Annotated in this window: 17 protein-coding genes and 1 riboswitch; of the genes, 12 read left to right on the top strand and 5 right to left on the bottom strand. The window is 69.9% G+C overall.

All coding sequences use genetic code 11. The features are described 5' to 3' along the window. Positions 1–66 precede the first annotated feature (66 nt). Positions 67–615 carry an NUDIX hydrolase family protein gene (locus tag ACRDPN_RS03500; protein WP_431445941.1) on the bottom strand — a complete coding sequence of 183 codons (549 nt, stop codon included), beginning with the start codon at positions 613–615 and terminating at the stop codon, positions 67–69. Positions 616–633: 18 nt separating this feature from the next. On the opposite strand from ACRDPN_RS03500, the gene ACRDPN_RS03495 reads away from it, so the two are divergent. From ACRDPN_RS03495 to ACRDPN_RS03455, 9 genes are all read left to right on the top strand, one after another. Further along, on the top strand, positions 634–1,941 hold the full coding sequence (locus ACRDPN_RS03495) for an NAD(P)/FAD-dependent oxidoreductase (RefSeq protein WP_431445940.1): 1,308 nt from the start codon (positions 634–636) through the stop codon (positions 1,939–1,941). Between the two features lie 6 nt (positions 1,942–1,947). Next, positions 1,948–2,050: riboswitch (TPP riboswitch) on the top strand. Continuing rightward, positions 2,042–2,659 (top strand): ECF transporter S component, encoded by a 618-nt coding sequence (locus ACRDPN_RS03490; protein WP_431445939.1) that lies wholly within the window; start codon positions 2,042–2,044, stop codon positions 2,657–2,659. It overlaps the preceding riboswitch by 9 nt. A 7-nt stretch (positions 2,660–2,666) precedes the next feature. Beyond that, on the top strand, positions 2,667–4,055 hold the full coding sequence (locus ACRDPN_RS03485; RefSeq protein WP_431445938.1) for an ATP-binding cassette domain-containing protein: 1,389 nt from the start codon (positions 2,667–2,669) through the stop codon (positions 4,053–4,055). Continuing rightward, positions 4,052–4,753, top strand: coding sequence for an energy-coupling factor transporter transmembrane component T family protein (locus tag ACRDPN_RS03480; protein ID WP_431445937.1), 702 nt, complete (start codon positions 4,052–4,054; stop codon positions 4,751–4,753). Before ACRDPN_RS03485 ends, ACRDPN_RS03480 begins: the two co-directional genes overlap by 4 nt. Positions 4,754–4,798: 45 nt before the next feature. After that, the gene (locus tag ACRDPN_RS03475; RefSeq protein WP_431445936.1) at positions 4,799–5,254 is read left to right on the top strand and encodes a MaoC family dehydratase; all 456 of its coding nucleotides are present in this window, start codon (positions 4,799–4,801) and stop codon (positions 5,252–5,254) included. A 1-nt stretch (position 5,255) separates the two neighbouring features. After that, positions 5,256–6,479, top strand: a complete 1,224-nt coding sequence (locus tag ACRDPN_RS03470; RefSeq protein ID WP_431445935.1) for an acyl-CoA dehydrogenase family protein — start codon at positions 5,256–5,258, stop codon at positions 6,477–6,479. Next, on the top strand, positions 6,476–7,285 hold the full coding sequence (locus ACRDPN_RS03465) for an SDR family oxidoreductase (protein ID WP_431445934.1): 810 nt from the start codon (positions 6,476–6,478) through the stop codon (positions 7,283–7,285). The genes ACRDPN_RS03470 and ACRDPN_RS03465 overlap by 4 nt, the downstream gene beginning before the upstream one ends. 44 nt (positions 7,286–7,329) lie before the next feature. After that, positions 7,330–8,088 (top strand): nucleotidyltransferase domain-containing protein, encoded by a 759-nt coding sequence (locus ACRDPN_RS03460; protein ID WP_431445933.1) that lies wholly within the window; start codon positions 7,330–7,332, stop codon positions 8,086–8,088. Next, positions 8,088–8,501, top strand: coding sequence for a hypothetical protein (locus tag ACRDPN_RS03455; protein ID WP_431445932.1), 414 nt, complete (start codon positions 8,088–8,090; stop codon positions 8,499–8,501). The genes ACRDPN_RS03460 and ACRDPN_RS03455 overlap by 1 nt, the downstream gene beginning before the upstream one ends. A gap of 24 nt (positions 8,502–8,525) precedes the next feature. Here ACRDPN_RS03455 and ACRDPN_RS03450 read toward each other — a convergent pair whose 3' ends face one another. Next, positions 8,526–9,206: an SGNH/GDSL hydrolase family protein gene (locus ACRDPN_RS03450; RefSeq protein ID WP_431445931.1), complete on the bottom strand. Its 681-nt coding sequence runs from the start codon at positions 9,204–9,206 to the stop codon at positions 8,526–8,528. A 44-nt stretch (positions 9,207–9,250) separates the two neighbouring features. On the opposite strand from ACRDPN_RS03450, the gene map reads away from it, so the two are divergent. Continuing rightward, a complete protein-coding gene (gene map, locus ACRDPN_RS03445) occupies positions 9,251–10,021 on the top strand; it encodes a type I methionyl aminopeptidase (protein WP_431445930.1) in 771 nt (256 codons plus the stop codon). Here the strand turns inward: map and ACRDPN_RS03440 are convergent. Both ACRDPN_RS03440 and ACRDPN_RS03435 read right to left on the bottom strand, forming a co-directional pair. Then, entirely contained in the window at positions 10,005–11,615 is a 1,611-nt protein-coding gene (locus ACRDPN_RS03440) for an adenylate/guanylate cyclase domain-containing protein (protein WP_431445929.1), read from the bottom strand. The genes map and ACRDPN_RS03440 overlap by 17 nt on opposite strands. Beyond that, complete coding sequence (locus tag ACRDPN_RS03435; RefSeq protein ID WP_431445928.1) at positions 11,576–12,997, bottom strand: amidase; 1,422 nt, start codon at positions 12,995–12,997, stop codon at positions 11,576–11,578. Before ACRDPN_RS03435 ends, ACRDPN_RS03440 begins: the two co-directional genes overlap by 40 nt. A gap of 34 nt (positions 12,998–13,031) precedes the next feature. Here ACRDPN_RS03435 and ACRDPN_RS03430 point away from each other — a divergent pair, with 34 nt between their 5' ends. Together ACRDPN_RS03430 and ACRDPN_RS03425 are read left to right on the top strand one after the other, a co-directional pair. After that, positions 13,032–13,550 (top strand): 2'-5' RNA ligase family protein, encoded by a 519-nt coding sequence (locus tag ACRDPN_RS03430; RefSeq protein WP_431445927.1) that lies wholly within the window; start codon positions 13,032–13,034, stop codon positions 13,548–13,550. Continuing rightward, a complete protein-coding gene (locus ACRDPN_RS03425) occupies positions 13,551–15,062 on the top strand; it encodes an ATP-dependent DNA ligase (RefSeq protein ID WP_431445926.1) in 1,512 nt (503 codons plus the stop codon). Here the strand turns inward: ACRDPN_RS03425 and ACRDPN_RS03420 are convergent. Then, positions 15,049–15,876, bottom strand: coding sequence for a CatB-related O-acetyltransferase (locus tag ACRDPN_RS03420; protein WP_431445925.1), 828 nt, complete (start codon positions 15,874–15,876; stop codon positions 15,049–15,051). The genes ACRDPN_RS03425 and ACRDPN_RS03420 overlap by 14 nt on opposite strands. Between the last annotated feature and the right edge of the window lie 183 nt (positions 15,877–16,059).

Below are 16,059 nucleotides of genomic sequence, written 5' to 3'. Positions count from 1 at the left end.
CTGCGCCAGCATCCCGACCGCCAGCATCGTCCACCGGCTCGGCGCGTCGCCGGCGGGAGCCATGGTTCAGCGGGGGAGGGCGCCGGCCGCGGCGAGCGCCTGCATGAGCAGGGTGCCGCGCCCGCCTTCGAGATCGTCGAGCACCTCCGGGCTCGCGGCCTCCTCCGGCGTGAGCCAGGTGAGCTCGAGGGCATCCTGGCGAGGCTTGCAGTCGCCGTTGACCGGCACGATGTAGGCGAGTGCGACGGCGTGCTGGCGCGGGTCGTGCAACGGGGTGACGCCAGGCAGCGGGAAGTACTCGGCCACGGTGAACGGCACCGTCGAGGCAGGCAGCTGCGGGAACGCCGTGGATCCCAGGTCCTTCTCGAGATTGCGCAGCAGTGCCTCCCGAACCGACTCGCCGTGCATCACGCGACCCGACACGAGGGTGCGGGTGAGCTCACCGGTGGTCGCGGACCCGCGCAGCAGGACGCCGACGTGCTCGACCTGGCCGAGCGCGTCGATCCGAACCGGGACGGCCTCGACGTACAGGATCGGCACCCGCGCTCGGGTCTCGTCCAGGGCGATCTCCGAGAGCCAGCCGGGATTCGGGTCAGGTGTACGAAGCGAAGGCATAGCAGCCATTGTGTCCCCATGGCCTTGATGAACGGCAACGTCTCGTTCTGGTGGACCCAGGTCGGACGCCCTGCCCCGCGGCCCGCGCTCGAGGGCGACCTCGACTGCGACGTGTGCATCGTCGGCGGCGGTCTGACGGGCCTCTGGACGGCCTACTGGCTCTCGCACCACGATCCCGCCCTCGACATCATCGTGCTGGAGGCCGAGTTCGCGGGATTCGGTGCGTCCGGACGCAACGGCGGCTGGTTGTCGGCCCAGCTCTCCGGATACACGGAACCGGCTCTCGTCGCCGCGATGGAGCAAGCGGTCGACGAGGTCATCGGCGTCTGCGCCGACGAGGGCATCGCGGCCGACGTGGTGAAGAGCGGCGTCCTTCTCGTTGCTCGGTCGCCGGCACAGCTCGTGCGGATGCGGGAGAGGTTCTCCGGTGCCGAGCTGAACGCCGACGAGGTGGCGGCGCGCGTGCGCGTCGACGGTGCGCTCGGGGCGCGGTTCAATCCGCACGCGGCGAGGGTGCATCCGGCCCGCCTGGTCGCCGGCATCGCGGCCGCCGTCGAGAGCCGCGGTGTACGGATCCTCGAGCGCACCCGCGTCACGCGGATCGATCGTGGTGCCGCCACCACCGACGCCGGGGTGGTCCGTGCCCCGGTGGTGCTGCGGTGCCTCGAGGGCTACACGGCGAGCATTCGCGGCCAGCGTCGGACCTGGCTGCCGATGAACTCGGCGATGATCGTCACCGAGCCCCTCGGCGATCGGGTCTGGGACGAGATCGGATGGAGCGGGTCCGAGCTGCTCGGCGACTGCGCAAACGCCTACTGCTACGCCCAGCGCACGGCCGACGGACGCATCGCCCTCGGCGGTCGCGGCATCCCGTACCGCTTCGGATCGCGGACCGACACCGACGGCCGGACCCAGGACTGGACGATCGAGTCCCTGCTCCGGACGCTCCACGCGCTGTTCCCCTCGACACGCGACGTGCGGATCGCGCACGCGTGGTGCGGCGTGCTCGGTGTCCCGCGTGACTGGTGCGCGAGCGTGACCTACGGGCAGGGTCTCGGCAGCGCCGGCGGATACGTCGGCAGCGGCCTCACCACGACGTACCTCGCCGGCCGCACGTTGGCCGACCTCGTGCTCGAGCGTGACTCCGAGCTCGTCACGTTTCCGTGGGTCGGGCGCCGGGTGCGCCGGTGGGAGCCGGAGCCGCTGCGCTGGCTCGGGGTGCGGGCGATGTACGGCCTCTACCGGGCCGCCGACCGACGCGAGGATGCTGGTCTGCTGCGTCCCAGCCGACTGGCCCGAGTGGGCGACCGACTCACCGGCCGGTAGGATGGGGGCGTCCGACAGGGGAGCGCCACGGCGCTGAGAGTGCGGGAGACCGTAGACCCTCGAACCTGCTCCGGTTAGCACCGGCGAAGGGAGTCACATCATGAGTTCTGCCGTTTCATCCACCAGGCCCGACGTGCGCTACCGCACGATCGACCTCGTCACCATCGCCACGCTCGCGGTCGCGTTCGGCGTCATCTTCTGGGCCTGGGGCAAGGTGTACGCCCCGCTCAGCGCGCTGGCGGTCTTCTCGTTCCCGCCCAGCGCGGCACTGCTCGCCGGCACCTGGCTGATGGCCGGCGTGGTCGGTGGCCTGATCGTCCGCAAGCCCGGAGCCGCGTTCGCCACCGAGTTCTTCGCGGCCGCCGTCTCGACCGTCGTCCTCGGCGGCACGGAGTGGGGCCTCACGGTGTTCGCGTCCGGCTTCTTCCAGGGCCTCGGTGCCGAGCTGGTCTTCCTGGCCGTCTTCTACAAGCGCTTCGGCCTGTTGGTCGCGATGGCGGCGGGCGCACTCGCGGGCATCGTCGAGGCCTTCTACGAGTGGACGCAGCCGTTCACCGCCGCCTGGGACTTCGGCTACAAGCTGGCCCATCTCGGTTTCCTCACGCTGGCGGGCATCGTCATCGCCGGCATCGGTGGGTGGCTGCTCGTGCAGGCGCTGGCCCGCGCGGGTGTGCTCGATGCGTTCGGGCCCGGACGCGACGCCGCCACCGAGGTCTAGCGACGAGATGAGCACAGGCGGAGTCCGCTTCGCGGGCTTCACCTGGCGCCCGCTCGGTCGCCGCGAGCCGGTCATCCGGGATCTCGACCTCGAGATCACCGCGGGTGAGCGGGTGCTGGTCCTCGGCGCCAGCGGGGCCGGCAAGTCATCGCTCCTGCACGCCCTCGCCGGGGCGCTCGGCACCACGATCGCCGGCGAGGTCACGGGCGTGGCGGAGGTCGACGGACGACTCGGGCTTCTGCCCCAGAATCCTGACGACGCGGTCGTCGCCGACCGCATCGGACGAGACGTCGCGTTCGGGCCGGAGAACCTCGCCCTTCCGCGAGAGCAGATCTGGCAACGGGTCGACGAGGCGCTGGACTCCGTCCGGCTTCCGTACGGTCGCGCCCACCTCACCACCGCACTGTCAGGCGGTGAGCGGCAGCGGCTTGCACTGGCGGGGGTCCTGGCCCTCCGGCCTGACCTGCTGCTCCTCGACGAGCCGACGTCGATGCTCGACGCCGGTCACGCCGCTGCGGTCCGTGACGCGGTTCTGGAGGTCGCCGGCGAGCGGACGATGGTCGTCGTCGAGCACCGGTTCGAGCCCTGGCTCCAGCACGTCGACCGGGTCGTGGTGCTGGCCGACAGCGGTCTCGCCTTCGACGGATCCGTCGCGGCGTTCCTCGCCGCCCCGCCCATCGACGGGCTCTGGATGCCCGGACTACCGGCGCCCACGCCGATCGATGTGCCGGATGAGCTCGTCCGCCCGGATGGTGACGTGCTCGAGGTGCGGGCCGAGGGCGTGACGGTCGACCTCGTCACCCGCACCCTGCGCGGAAACGAGCGCACCAGGGCCATCGATGGCCTGGACCTCGAGCTGAGGTCGAGCACGCGGACCGCGATCGTCGGACCCAGCGGTGCCGGCAAGTCCACCGCGCTCGCGGTGCTCGGTGGTCTCATCAAGCCGCTGTCCGGCACGATCACCCCGGACCCGACTCGCCGGCGCAGTCGCCAGCTTGCGCGGGACGTCGGCTGGGTGCCCCAGGACGCTGAGCTCGGCTTCGTGACGTCGCAGGTCGAGTCCGAGGTCGCCCGCACCGGTGAGGTGATCGAGCGTCCGGTCAACGTCGGCGCGGTGCTCGACGTCCTCGGGCTCGGGCATCTCGGCGCAGCGCACCCGTATCGTTTGTCCGGAGGCGAGCAGCGCCGGCTCGCGCTTGCGGCGGCGCTCGCCCACCGACCCGGGCTCGTCCTCCTCGACGAGCCGACGGTCGGCCAGGACCGACACACGTGGGCTGCGGTCGCGGGCTGGGTCGCGGCGTCGGCCCGTACCGGCGCGGCCGTCGGCATCTCGACCCACGACGACGACCTCCCGGTCGACGTCACCGTGCCGCTACGTCATGGGGTCAGGTCATGAGAACCCAGATCCTGCGCGCGAACCCGCTCGTGCTGCTGTCCGTCGGGGCGTTCTCGCTGGTCGGCTCGTTCTTCATCACCGACCTGACCATCGGTGGCATCGCGCTCGCCGCGTACGTTTTGGCTGGGCTGGTGCTCCTGCCGGGCTGGCGGTACCCACTCATCTGCCTGGCCTTCTCGCTGTTCGCCGCGCTCACCGTCGTGTACTCGGCCTGGCGGCTGAGCAGCGGTGGCCTCGAGGCCGGTCTCGTGCAGGGACTCCGGCTGGTGGTGCTGGCCTGGCCCGGCTCGGTGGCCGTCGGCTACCTCGACCCGGCCCGGCTGAGCGACTACCTTGCGCAGACGCTGCGACTCCCCGCCCGCCTCGTCGCCGCGTTCGGTGCGGCGCTGCAACGCGTCACTTCGTTCGGTCACGCCTGGACCCAGCTGGAGCGCACCCGCCGCGCCCGCGGACTCGGCCCGTCGCGCAACCCGATCGTGACTGCCCGCTACGTAGGCGGGATGACGTTCGCCCTCCTCGTCCACGCCATGCGAGGCGCCACCCGCTCGGCCGTCGCGATGGACGCACGCGGCTTCGTCACCGCCGACACCCGCACCTGGGCCGAACCGGCCACCTGGACGCGCCTCGACCTCACCGGGCTCGCGCTCGCCGCCGCCCTCGGCGCCGTGCCCGTTGTCGCTTTCCTGCTCGGCGGCTAGGGTGCCGACTAAGCAAGCGCTTAGTCCGGCCACTCAGGAGTGTTCATGCCTCGTACGTTCGAGAACCTCGACGCGTTCCGCGCCGCCGCCGGGGAGGAGCTCGGCACCAGCGACTGGATCACCGTCACGCAGCAGCAGATCAACTTGTTCGCCGACGCTACCGGCGACCACCAATGGATCCACGTCGACCCGGAGCGTGCGGCGTCAGGGCCGTTCGGCGGCACGATCGCCCACGGCTATCTGACGCTCTCGATGCTGCCGGTGCTCGCCCAGAGCATTTACGACGTCCAGGGGCTCACGCTGGGGATCAACTACGGCGCCAACAAGGTGCGCTTCCCCGATCCGGTGCCGGTCGACTCGCGCATCAGGGCGACCGCCACGCTGCGCGAGGTCGGCGACATCCCGATCGGCACCCAGGCGGTCATCTCCTTCGTCATCGAGCGTGAAGGCGCCGCGAAGCCGGCGTGCATCGCGGACGTCGTCTACGTGATGGCGGCCTGACATGCACTTCGACTACGACGACGAGACCAAGGCTTTGATCGAGCGGGTCGAGGCGTTCATGGACGCCGAGGTCTACCCGGCCGAGGCCACGCTGCGTGAGCAGATCGACCAGCTCGCCACCGACGACTCCTGGACGTTTCCGGCCATCGTCGGCGACGTCCGCGAGAAGGCGAAGGCCCAGGGACTGTGGAACTTCTTCCTGCCGGGGGATCCCTCAAAAGGGGGTGCAGGGCTCACGAACCTCCAGTACGCGCCGATCGCCGAGATCACCGGCCGCAGCATCCAGATGGCGCCGGCGGCGTTCAACTGCTCCGCGCCGGACACCGGGAACATGGAAGTCCTCGCCATGTTCGGTACCGACGAGCAGAAGAAGCAGTGGCTGGAGCCGCTGCTCGAGGGCACCATCCGGTCGTCGTTCGCGATGACCGAGCCGCAGGTCGCATCGTCGGACGCCACCAACATCGAGCTCAGCATCGTCCGTGACGGTGACGAGTACGTCATCAACGGCCGCAAGTGGTGGATCACCGGCGCGATGAACCCGGACTCCAAGATCTTCATCGTCATGGGCAAGACCGACCCCGAGGCCGAGCGCCATCGCCAGCAGTCGATGGTCCTCGTCGAGCGCGACACCCCGGGCCTGGAGATCAAGCGCGGCATGCACGTGTTCGGCTATTCCGACCGCGACCACGGCGGCCACGCCGAGCTGGCGTTCAACGACGTCCGGGTGCCGGTGTCGAACATCATCGGCGCCGAGGGCGAGGGTTTCGCGATCGCGCAGGCACGGCTCGGTCCGGGCCGAATCCACCACTGCATGCGCTCCATCGGCCTGGCCGAGCGCGCGATCGAGCTGATGTGTCAACGGGCCGCATCGCGGGTCGCCTTCGGCAAGCCGATCGCCGACCAAGGCGTCGTGCGCGACTGGATCGCCGAGTCGCGCGTGCGGATCGAGCAGCTGCGTCTGCTCGTCCTGAAGGCCGCGTGGCTGATGGACGAGAAGGGCAACCGGGCCGCCCACACCGAGATCCAGGCGATCAAGATCGCCACCCCGGCGACCGTCGAGTGGATCCTCGACAAGGCCATCCAGGTGCACGGGGCCGGCGGACTGAGCCAGGACTTCCCGCTCGCCGAGTGGTTCGCCGGCATCCGCACGTTGCGCTTCGCCGACGGGCCTGACGAGGTGCACAAGAACAGCCTCGCCCGCGCCGAGCTCGCGAAGCATCGATGAACGTCGAGGGCGCGTCTGCGATCGTCACCGGCGCCGCCGGGGGTATCGGGGATGCGATCGCGCAGCGTTTGCTCGAACGGGGCGCGTCGTCCGTCGTGCTCACCGACCTCGACGCAGGCAGGCTGGACGTCGCCGCTGAACGACTGGCCGGCATGTACCCCGATCGCGTCGACCACCTGGCCGGTGACGTCACCGACGAGGCCCACCTGCGAGCGCTGACGTCGCGCGACGTAGACCTGTACTTTGCCAACGCCGGCGTCTTCCGCGGGTTCGGGCTCGAAGCCGACGAGGACGCCTGGGCGGCCAGCTGGGACGTCAACGTGATGGCGCACGTCCGGGCGGCGCGCCTGCTCGTGCCCCGCTGGGTCGAGCGGGCTTCGGCCGGCGACCAGGGCGGTTGCTTCGTCAGCACCGCCTCGGCGGCCGGCCTGCTGGTGCAGCTCGGCTCGGCGACGTACACGACCTCCAAGCACGCGGCGCTCGGGTTCTCCGAGTGGCTGGCCGCCACCTACGGCGACCGTGGTGTGCAGGTCTGCTGCCTCTGCCCGATGGGCGTCCGCACCCCGATGGTGGAGGGCGGCGACACCAGCGAGCACCCCGATGCCCGGGTGTCGCACGCCGCGGTTGCCGGCTCGGGCGAGATGCTCGATCCGTTGGCCGTGGCCGGCGTCGTCCTCGATGCCGTCGAGGAGGGACGCTTTCTGGCGCTCCCTCATCCACAGGTCGACGCCATGCAGCTGGGCAAGGCCGCCGACCGCGACCACTGGCTCGCCGGCATGCAACGCCTCCGACGCTCAGTGGAATAACAAAACTATTGTACGAATAGCCGTACTAAAGTACGATTTCTGTTATGGACTTTTCCAACCCGTTTCGTGTGGTGACGCCGACCCTTGACGGCCCTGTCTTGCACGCCCTCTCAGGTTCCGACGCCGCTCTCACTCGGGCGCAGATCCACCGGTTGTCAAAGAGCGGAAGCGACGCTGGGGTCCGCAAGGTTCTCAAGCGTCTCGTCGGCCAAGGAATCGTTGTCGAGGAACACGTAGGCAGCCGATTCACATACCGCGCCAATCGAGAGCATTTGCTGTGGCCCGCGGTGGAGGCGTTTGCGTCAGCGCACGAGCTGCTGGACGAGCGCATTCAGACAGAGGTGGCGACGTGGTCCATTCCTCCGATGTCGGTGGAGCTTTTTGGTTCGGTTGCCACTGGACGAAGCACGGGCGAATCGGATGTAGATCTCATGATCGTCAGTCCCCACCTGACGGTTGATGCCGAGGACGCCTGGGATGCTCAGGTCGATTCACTGCGAGATGCCGTCCTTCGTTGGACCGGAAACGTGTGCGAGATCCTGGTCATGGATCCTCCACAACTGGTGGAAGCGAAGGCGAACGACGAGCCGTCAATTCGATCAGAGCGTGTGTCTCTAGCTGGCGACAGAATCGATGCCATGGTCCCGAGCCCCGACATTGCCCGGCTGTTTGCGCAGATGGTCGAGACCAAGCGCCAGACAAAGAGCCTGACCGAGGCTCTCGAGAAGACTCCTGAGATGAAGCGCTTGCGGGAACAGATGCAGCAGGTCAGGAGCGCGGTCATGCACGGGAAGAAGCGGTGATGTCACCTCGCGGCACCGACACCCGCGACGTAGACAACTCCTTCGCCCGCGCGCGAATGGAAGACGCGCGGGCGTTTCGGCTCCAGGCTGCCATCACGGCCGACCGCATCGGCGCCGCGGCGGGGAGGAAGGCTGCGGCGTCGTCGGCGGCTCTCGCCGCCATCGCCGCAGCCGATGCAGCGTGCGCGGCGGCGCTCGGATTGGCGTGGAAGGGTGAGCACACACAGGGGCACACGCTGCTGCGACGGGTGAATGGTTCGGCCGAGGCGGCTGCAGCTCTGCAGCGGCTCGTGGGTTCCAAGACCTCATGGCAGTACCTTCAGCAGCCGGTCAGCGAGGCGAGTCTCGCGAAGGCACTCCGCCAAGCCGACAAGATCATCGAGTTCGCCGAGAAGTTGCTGCGATCACGCTGAAGCCGTAACCACGGGCGGGGCCGCTCAGCGTACTTCGAGAGCCTCCGCGACGATCTCGGCCATGCCCGCGTAGCCGAGGTCGTTCGGGTGGAAGTGGTCGGCGGCGAGCTTGCCCTTCCAGCTGCGCATCCTGGGGTCGCGGAACTCCGCGACCACCAGCCCGCGGGACGCCGCAGCCTCGTCGACGAGTCGGTTGAACTGGAGCGCTCCGGAGCGGCCGCCCGGCTGCGTGCCGACGACGCTGCCCACGGGCAGCCGGCGCAGCACCTCCGCGAGCCTGGCCGGGAGCGCCTCGCGCAGGCGCCGGCTGATGAGGTCGTTGCTGCCGACGATCACCGTGACGAGGTCGGGCTGGCCGAGTGCCTCCATGGCCGGGATCTGACGGTGGAGGAGGTCGGTGAGGCGCCCACCCGAGACGGACAGGTTGACCATCCGGTAGCCGGGAAGCCGGTCGGCGAGCTGCCCGGCCCAACCACGGTCGTACGCGCTCGCCCCGATGCCCTGGGCCATCGAGTCGCCCAGCACCACCCACAGCGGCCCGTCGGCCCGCACGGCCGCACGGTTGTGCTCCTCCCAAGCCCGCGCGTACGGCTCTACCTGCGCCTGCACCCCACGGACACTCGGAAGGAGCCGAGCCGCGATCGACATCACCGGACCGGGCGGACGTCCGCTGAGGTTGGAGTAGTCGAAGTGCGTCTCGGGCACGGGACCAGTGAAGCAGCCGTGTCCCACCTCGATACCGTGGCGCCATGGCGATCGACCTCCTCACTCCCAGGCAACTGGACGAGATGCGTCCGGCCGGTGAGTTCGTCGCAACCGTGCTGACGCGCCTCGTCGAGGTGGCCGACGTGGGCATGAACCTGCTGGAGCTCGACGCACTCGCGCACAAGATGATCCGCGAGCGTGGCGCCGAGTCGTGCTACATCGACTACCACCCGTCGTTCGGCGCGATGCCGTTCGGCAAGGTGCTGTGCACATCGGTCAACGACGCGGTGTTGCACGGGCTTCCATTCGACTACCGGCTGCGCGACGGCGATCTGGTCAGCTTCGACTTCGCGGTCGCGGTCGGCGGCTGGGTGAGCGACTCCGCCGTCAGCACGATCGTCGGGACGCCGCGCGACGAGGACGTCCGCCTCATCGACACAACCCGCCGCGCACTCGACGCCGCGATCGGCGTGGCGAGAGCGGGCAACAAACTGGGCGACATCTCCGCGACCATCGGCGACCTCTCGCGCGACGCGGGCTACAAGGTCAACACGCAGTTCGGCGGGCACGGCGTCGGCCGCACGATGCACGGCGACCCGCACGTGCCCAACGACGGTCGCGCCGGCCGGGGGTTCCCGCTCAAGCCCGGACTCGTCATCGCCATCGAGCCCTGGCTGCTCGAGACCACCGACGAGATCAGGATGGACGCCGACGGCTGGACGATCCGCAGCGTCGACGGCTCCCGCGGCGCCCACTCCGAGCACACGATCGCCATCACCGACGGCGACCCCATCGTCTTCACTGCACGCGAATAGCGGGCACCGCGATCCTGGTCGCCTCGATGCGGCCACGCAGCTGAACCTCGTCGACCTCATGCCAGCGCTCGGCCTCGTCGGACGATGCCGCCTCGACCGCTCGCATCGACGCGACGACCCGGCCGTCGACGCCCTTGGCCTGCTCCGAGAGCCGGGCGGCCTCGTTGACCGGGTCGCCGATCACGGTGTACTCGAACCGGCTCTCGGCACCGACGTTGCCGGCGACGGCCTGGCCGGCCGACACCCCGACGCCCGCCTCGCACTCGGGCACCTCGTCGCGCAGCCGGGCGGTCATCGTCCGGGCGGCTGCGAGCGCCTTGCCGGCGGCGTCGTCCAGGTCCTCCGGTGCACCGAAGATGGCCAGCACCGCGTCACCCTCGAACTTGTTGACGAACCCTCCGTGCTCGTGCACCTCGGCGACCACGACCGCGAAGAACCGGTTCAGCAGCTTCACGACGTCCTGCGGTGGCTGCTCCGTGGCGATCGCGGTCGACCCGACGACGTCGATGAACAGCACGGCGACGTCACGCACCTCGCCGCCGAGCTCGATCTGCCGCGACATCGCAGCCTCGGCCACGTCCTCCCCGACATGTCGGCCGAACAGGTCGCGGATCCGCTCGCGCTCCCGGACGTCGCTGACCATCTGGTTGAAGCCCGTCTGCAGCAGGCCGAGCTCGGTGCCGTCGAAGACGAGCACCTCGGCGTAGAGGTCGCCGCGCTGCACCTTGGCCAGACCGGCGGTGACCGTGCGGATCGGAGCAACCATCGCGCGCGTGTTCATCCAGATCAGCAGCAGCCCGAAGACGAGTCCGATGCCGCCGAGCGCGAGGATGGTGATCGCCAAGCGGTTGGTCGTGACGTTCTCCCGCACCAGGGCGGAGATGGCGACGATCATCAGACCGGCCACCGGGATCGCGCTCAGCAGCCAGATCAGCAACGACCGCAGGGTGATGCCGAAGCCGACTGCGTGCCTCGGCGGCGCGGTGGAGAGGGCACGTGCGGCGACAGGTCTGAGCGCGAACTCGCTGAGCAGATAGGTGTTGGCGCACACGACTATGCCTGCCATGCCGGTCGTGAACGCGACCTTGAGGATCAGCTCGGCGTCGGTCAGCCCGTACATGAGGGTGAACGCGGCCGTGCCGACCAGCCAGAGGACACCGGAGACGATCGTCAGCTTCCACGGCACCCGCAGCGTGGCGATGCGGTCCTTCCGGTCGGCGTCGCGGTCCTCGATGGACCAGCGAAGCGACTTCAACGCCCACACGGTGCCCCAGATCGAGCCCACCACCAGTGACGCCCCGGCGTACAGGGGGACCGCGACGAAGTTGACCAGCACGAGATCGGCCCTCAGCATCTCGCCCCCTGGGATCACCACGGTCATCAGCAGGACCACGAGCAGGATGCCGATGATGTTGGCCAGCACCACGGACGCGGTCAGCAGTATCTGTACGCGGACCCGCAGCCGGCGACTTCCCTCGTCGCCGGGACCGAGCAGCCACGACCCGAGCGGGTTCGTCCGCAACATGCGACGTTCGGACGGCCGCGTACCGGCGATCACGCTGACCACGGCCCGGGCGGCGCACGGTCGGCCCACGGCGCGGCCCCCTCGACCTGGGCGAGCAACGAGAACAGCGGACCGTCCTCCCCTGGTCGCCCTGCGAGCATGACGCCGACCGGCAATGTCGGGTCGTCGGTCCATCCGAGGGGCAGGCTCGCGGCGGGCACGCCGGCCATGTTGTAGACGGCGGTGAACGGCGTGAAGAGCAGCTCGCGCCGGTGGTCCTCGGTCGGGTCGCCGGACTCGGTGAACCACTCGGACGGCTGGGGCGGGAGCGCGAGCGTGGGCGTCAGCCACACGTCGTACTCACGCATGGACGTCACGACGTCGCGGGTGGTCGCCTCGAGGAACTGGATCGCGCGGGCGAGGTCGACGCCGGACGCCTCCCGCCCGCGGAGCAGCCAGTAGCGCGTGTTCGGCCGCAGCGTGGTGATCGCCTCCTCGGGGACGGGTGCGGCGGCCATGGCGCTCGACCAGACGACGTTGAACTGCGGCTCGAGCTCGGCCGGGAACGGGTTGTCGACGTCGACCACCTCGTGGCCGAGCGACTCCAGCAGGCGACTCGCGGCCTCCCATGCGGCCACCGACGACTCGGACGCCTCGATGCCGGGCAGGTAGGGCGTCGACCAGCGGGCGATGTGCAGGCGCCGCGGCTCGCGTGCCGCCCACGCCGTGAAAGCCGTGTCCGGATCGGGGAGCGGCCGCAGGTCGCCGGGCATAGGGTGCGCCATCGCGTCGAGCATCGCGGCGGCGTCGCGCACCGTGCGCGTGATCGCGCCGTCGCCGGCCAACCCGCTCCAGTCGCTGCCGAGCGGTCCGGCACTGACCCGGCCACGGCTCGGCTTGAACCCGACCACGCCACAGCAGCTGGCCGGGATCCGGATGGATCCGCCGCCGTCGCTGGCCTCGGCGACCGGGACCAGCCTCGCCGCCACCGCGGCCGCCGCACCGCCGCTCGACCCGCCGGCGTTGCGTGTGACGTCCCAGGGTGTCCGGGCCGACCCGACGAGGTCGTTGTCGGTGTAGGAGGACAGCCCGAACTCCGGGGTGTTGGTCTTGCCGAGGCTGATGAATCCGGCCCGCTGGACGAGCTCGACCACGTAGGCGTCGATCTCCGGGACGTTGTCCTGCATCACCACCGAGCCCATGGTGGTGCGGACACCAGCCGTTGAGGTCAGGTCCTTGAACGCCGTCGGCACACCGAGAAATGGCGCGGTGTCGCCGTCGGCCAACTTTCGGTCCGCCTCGGCCGCGCGCTCGAGCGCCGGGTCGCCGGTGACGGTGATGAACGCGCCCAGCGCCTCGGCATGGGCGTCGATGCGGTCGAGGTGGTGCTGGATGAGCTCGACCGCCGACACTTCGCGACGACGTAGCAGTGCGGCCTGCGCGGTGGCGTCGAGGTCGTGCAGCTCGGTCATGGTTCGAGACTAGGACCCGCCCTAGGGTGATCGCGTGGTCCAGTCCGTGGAGCTGTTGTTCGACGCCCGCCTCGAGGCGTTGGTGCGGCACGAGTGGGAAGCGCTGGTCGATGCCGGCGTGACCAGGACCTTGCGCCGCGGCGGCGAGCCGGCGGTCCCTCACATCACCGTCGGGGTCGCGGCGTCGGTTCCCGCCCATGTCGAGGACGCGCTGCGCGAGATCGACCACGGCGTCGGGCTCGAGCTCCGTCTCGGCGGACTGATGTTGCTCGGCGGACGATCGTCTGTCCTGGTCCGTCTCGTGGTTCCGAGCCTGCCGCTCCTCGAACTTCAGGCGACCGTGTGGACGGCCCTCCGGGACTGCCCTGGAATGCCGGACACGATGGCGCCGGGCCGCTGGACACCGCATGTCACGCTCGCCCGCAGGGTCGGCTCGGCCGACCTGTCGGCGGCCGTGGACCTGCTCGGCGGGCGGATCGGCGCCGATGGATCGGTCGCCGGAATGCGCCGCTGGGACGGTGAAGAGCGCCGATCGTGGGTGCTGGACGCTTGAATGGGCGGTGTGCGGCTGACCGACCTCGTCACCACCTTCGACGCCGTGCGCGCCACGCGCTCGCGCAAGGCGAAGATCGCCGCTGTGGCCGACTGCTTGCGCCAGGCCGGCGACGACGTCTTCGTCGTCGCAACGTACCTCTCTGGGGCACTCACCCAACGGCGCACCGGCGTCGGCTGGCGGTCACTGACCGACCTCCCGGCACCCGCGACCGAGCCGTCGCTCGCCGTCTCGACCGTCGATGCGGCGTTCGACGAGATCGCCGCCGTCTCCGGCTCGGGCTCGCAAGCCGAACGGCGTCGCCTCCTGGACGAGTTGTTCGGTGCGGCCACCGAGCCCGAGCAGAAGCTGCTCGCCGGCTTGATCACCGGGGAGATCCGCACCGGTGCGCTGGAAGGTGTGCTGGTCGAAGGCATCGCGGCGGCGTACGAGATTCCAGTGCCGATCGTGCGTCGCGCGGTGATGCTCGCCGGGTCGGCGCCGTTCGCGGCCCACGCCGCAGCCAGTGGCGGGGCGGAGGCGCTCGCGGCCGTGGGCCTGGAGGTCGGACGCGCGGTGCAGCCGATGCTCGCCGGCAGCGCACCCGACCTGACCGCCGCCTTGGAGGCCGTCGGACTGCCCTGCCTCGTCGACGGCAAGCTCGACGGCATCCGGATCCAGGTACACCGTGCGGGCACGGACGTCTCGGTCTGGTCGAGGAGCCTCGACGACGTGACCGGGCGGTTCCCTGAGCTCGTCGAGCTGGCCCGGTCGCTGCCGGTCGAGTCGTTCGTGCTTGACGGCGAGGCCCTGCTGGTGGACGACGACGGACGGCCGCGGGCCTTCCAGGACACCGCGTCACGCTCCATGACGGTCACGGCGTCCGACCTGGTGATGAGCCCGTACTTCTTCGACGTCCTGCACCTCGACGGACGCGTCCTCATCGACGCACCGGCCACGGAGCGGGCCGACATCCTGTCACGGCTCGTCCCCGAGGAGCACCTCGTCCCTCGACTGCTCGCCGAAACCGCAGAAGCCGCTGCTGAGTTCCAAGCCCGTGTTCTCGCCGACGGTCACGAGGGCGTGGTCCTCAAGGGCGTCGACAGCACGTGGGAGGCGGGTCGCCGCGGATCCGGCTGGGTCAAGGTGAAGCCACGGCACACGCTCGACCTCGTCGTCCTCGCCGTCGAGTGGGGCAGCGGCCGGCGCAAGGGAATGCTGTCCAACATCCACATGGGTGCCCGCGACGGTGACGGCTGGGTGATGCTCGGCAAGACGTTCAAGGGCATGACCGACGAGATGCTCGCCTGGCAGACCGAGCGGTTCCTCGAGCTGGAGACCTCCCGCGAGGGCCACATCGTGCACGTCCGTCCCGAGCAAGTGGTCGAGGTCGCCTTCGACGGACTCCAGCGCAGCACCCGCTACCCCGGTGGTCTGGCGCTGCGGTTCGCCCGCGTGCTCCGCTACCGCGACGACAAGCGCGCCACCGAGGCCGACACCATCGACACCGTCCGCAGGCTCAGCCCCGCTTGAACGCCCGCCACCTGGTGCGCGGGCGCACCGACCGGCGGATGCGGGTCAGACCGGTCGGAGGAGGAGGTGGCGGGGGCTCTGGCGGTGGCGGCGGCGGCGGCGGGGGCGGGTGCGGCAGCGTGTCGGAGGCGGGCTCGTACGGCTCCATGCCCGCGTCGATGCGGCGCTGGACCTCGTCAATCGCAGCGTCGATGTCGTCGAACGGAACGCCGTCGAGCTGGTTCGGCGTGAAGCGCCACCACTCGAGGTCGAGCAGTCGCTTGATCGTGTCGTCGTCGAACCGGTGCCGGATGACTGTCGCCGGCACCCCTCCGACGAGGGCATACGGCGGCACGTCCTTGCTGATGACTGCCGAGGCGGCCACCACGGCGCCGTCCCCGATCGTGACTCCGCGGGTGATCGTGGCGCGTGCGCCGATCCAGACGTCGTTGCCGATGACCGGACCGTCGCCGCGGAAGTCGGCGCGCTCCTCCGGGACCTTGTCGTAGGTGTCGGCGGAGTCGTGGAAGTCGAAGCGCGCCTCGTTGTACTGGAACGCGCTGGTGCTGAGCCAGTGCGTGGGGTGCTCGTAATCGCCGATCCGCACACCGCCCGCGATGGAGCAGTAGCGACCGATCGACCTGCAGCGCACCGCGAGCCCGCTGTAGAAGTACGTGAAGGCACCGATCCGCGTGGGTTCGCTGAACTGGAAGCGTCCGTTGAACTGCACCGGAGGCTCGACGGTGATCTCAACGCCCTCGGGCAGCTTCAGCTTCTCGTGCCCTCTGGTCGTCGGATGCGCGTCGCCGTCGATGTGATCCCCCTTGCTTCCCATGGTTGTCGAGCATAGGAGTCAACCCAAGTCGGGAGCGCGATGGAGACACACCCTAGGGCCGCCCGAGCCGCCGCTGCATCTCGGCGTTCAGGCGAGCCAGGGCTGCGGCGATGCAGCCGGCCACGAAGTCGCTGAGCCGGTGGTGCAGGTCCGGACTGATCGCGGGATCAGCCTCGGCCACGT

The organism is Aeromicrobium sp. (genome assembly GCF_050700635.1).
Taxonomy (GTDB): domain Bacteria; phylum Actinomycetota; class Actinomycetes; order Propionibacteriales; family Nocardioidaceae; genus Aeromicrobium.
The sequence above is the reverse complement of the archived record's forward strand: the minus strand, read 5'-3'. Positions and strand labels throughout refer to the sequence as shown.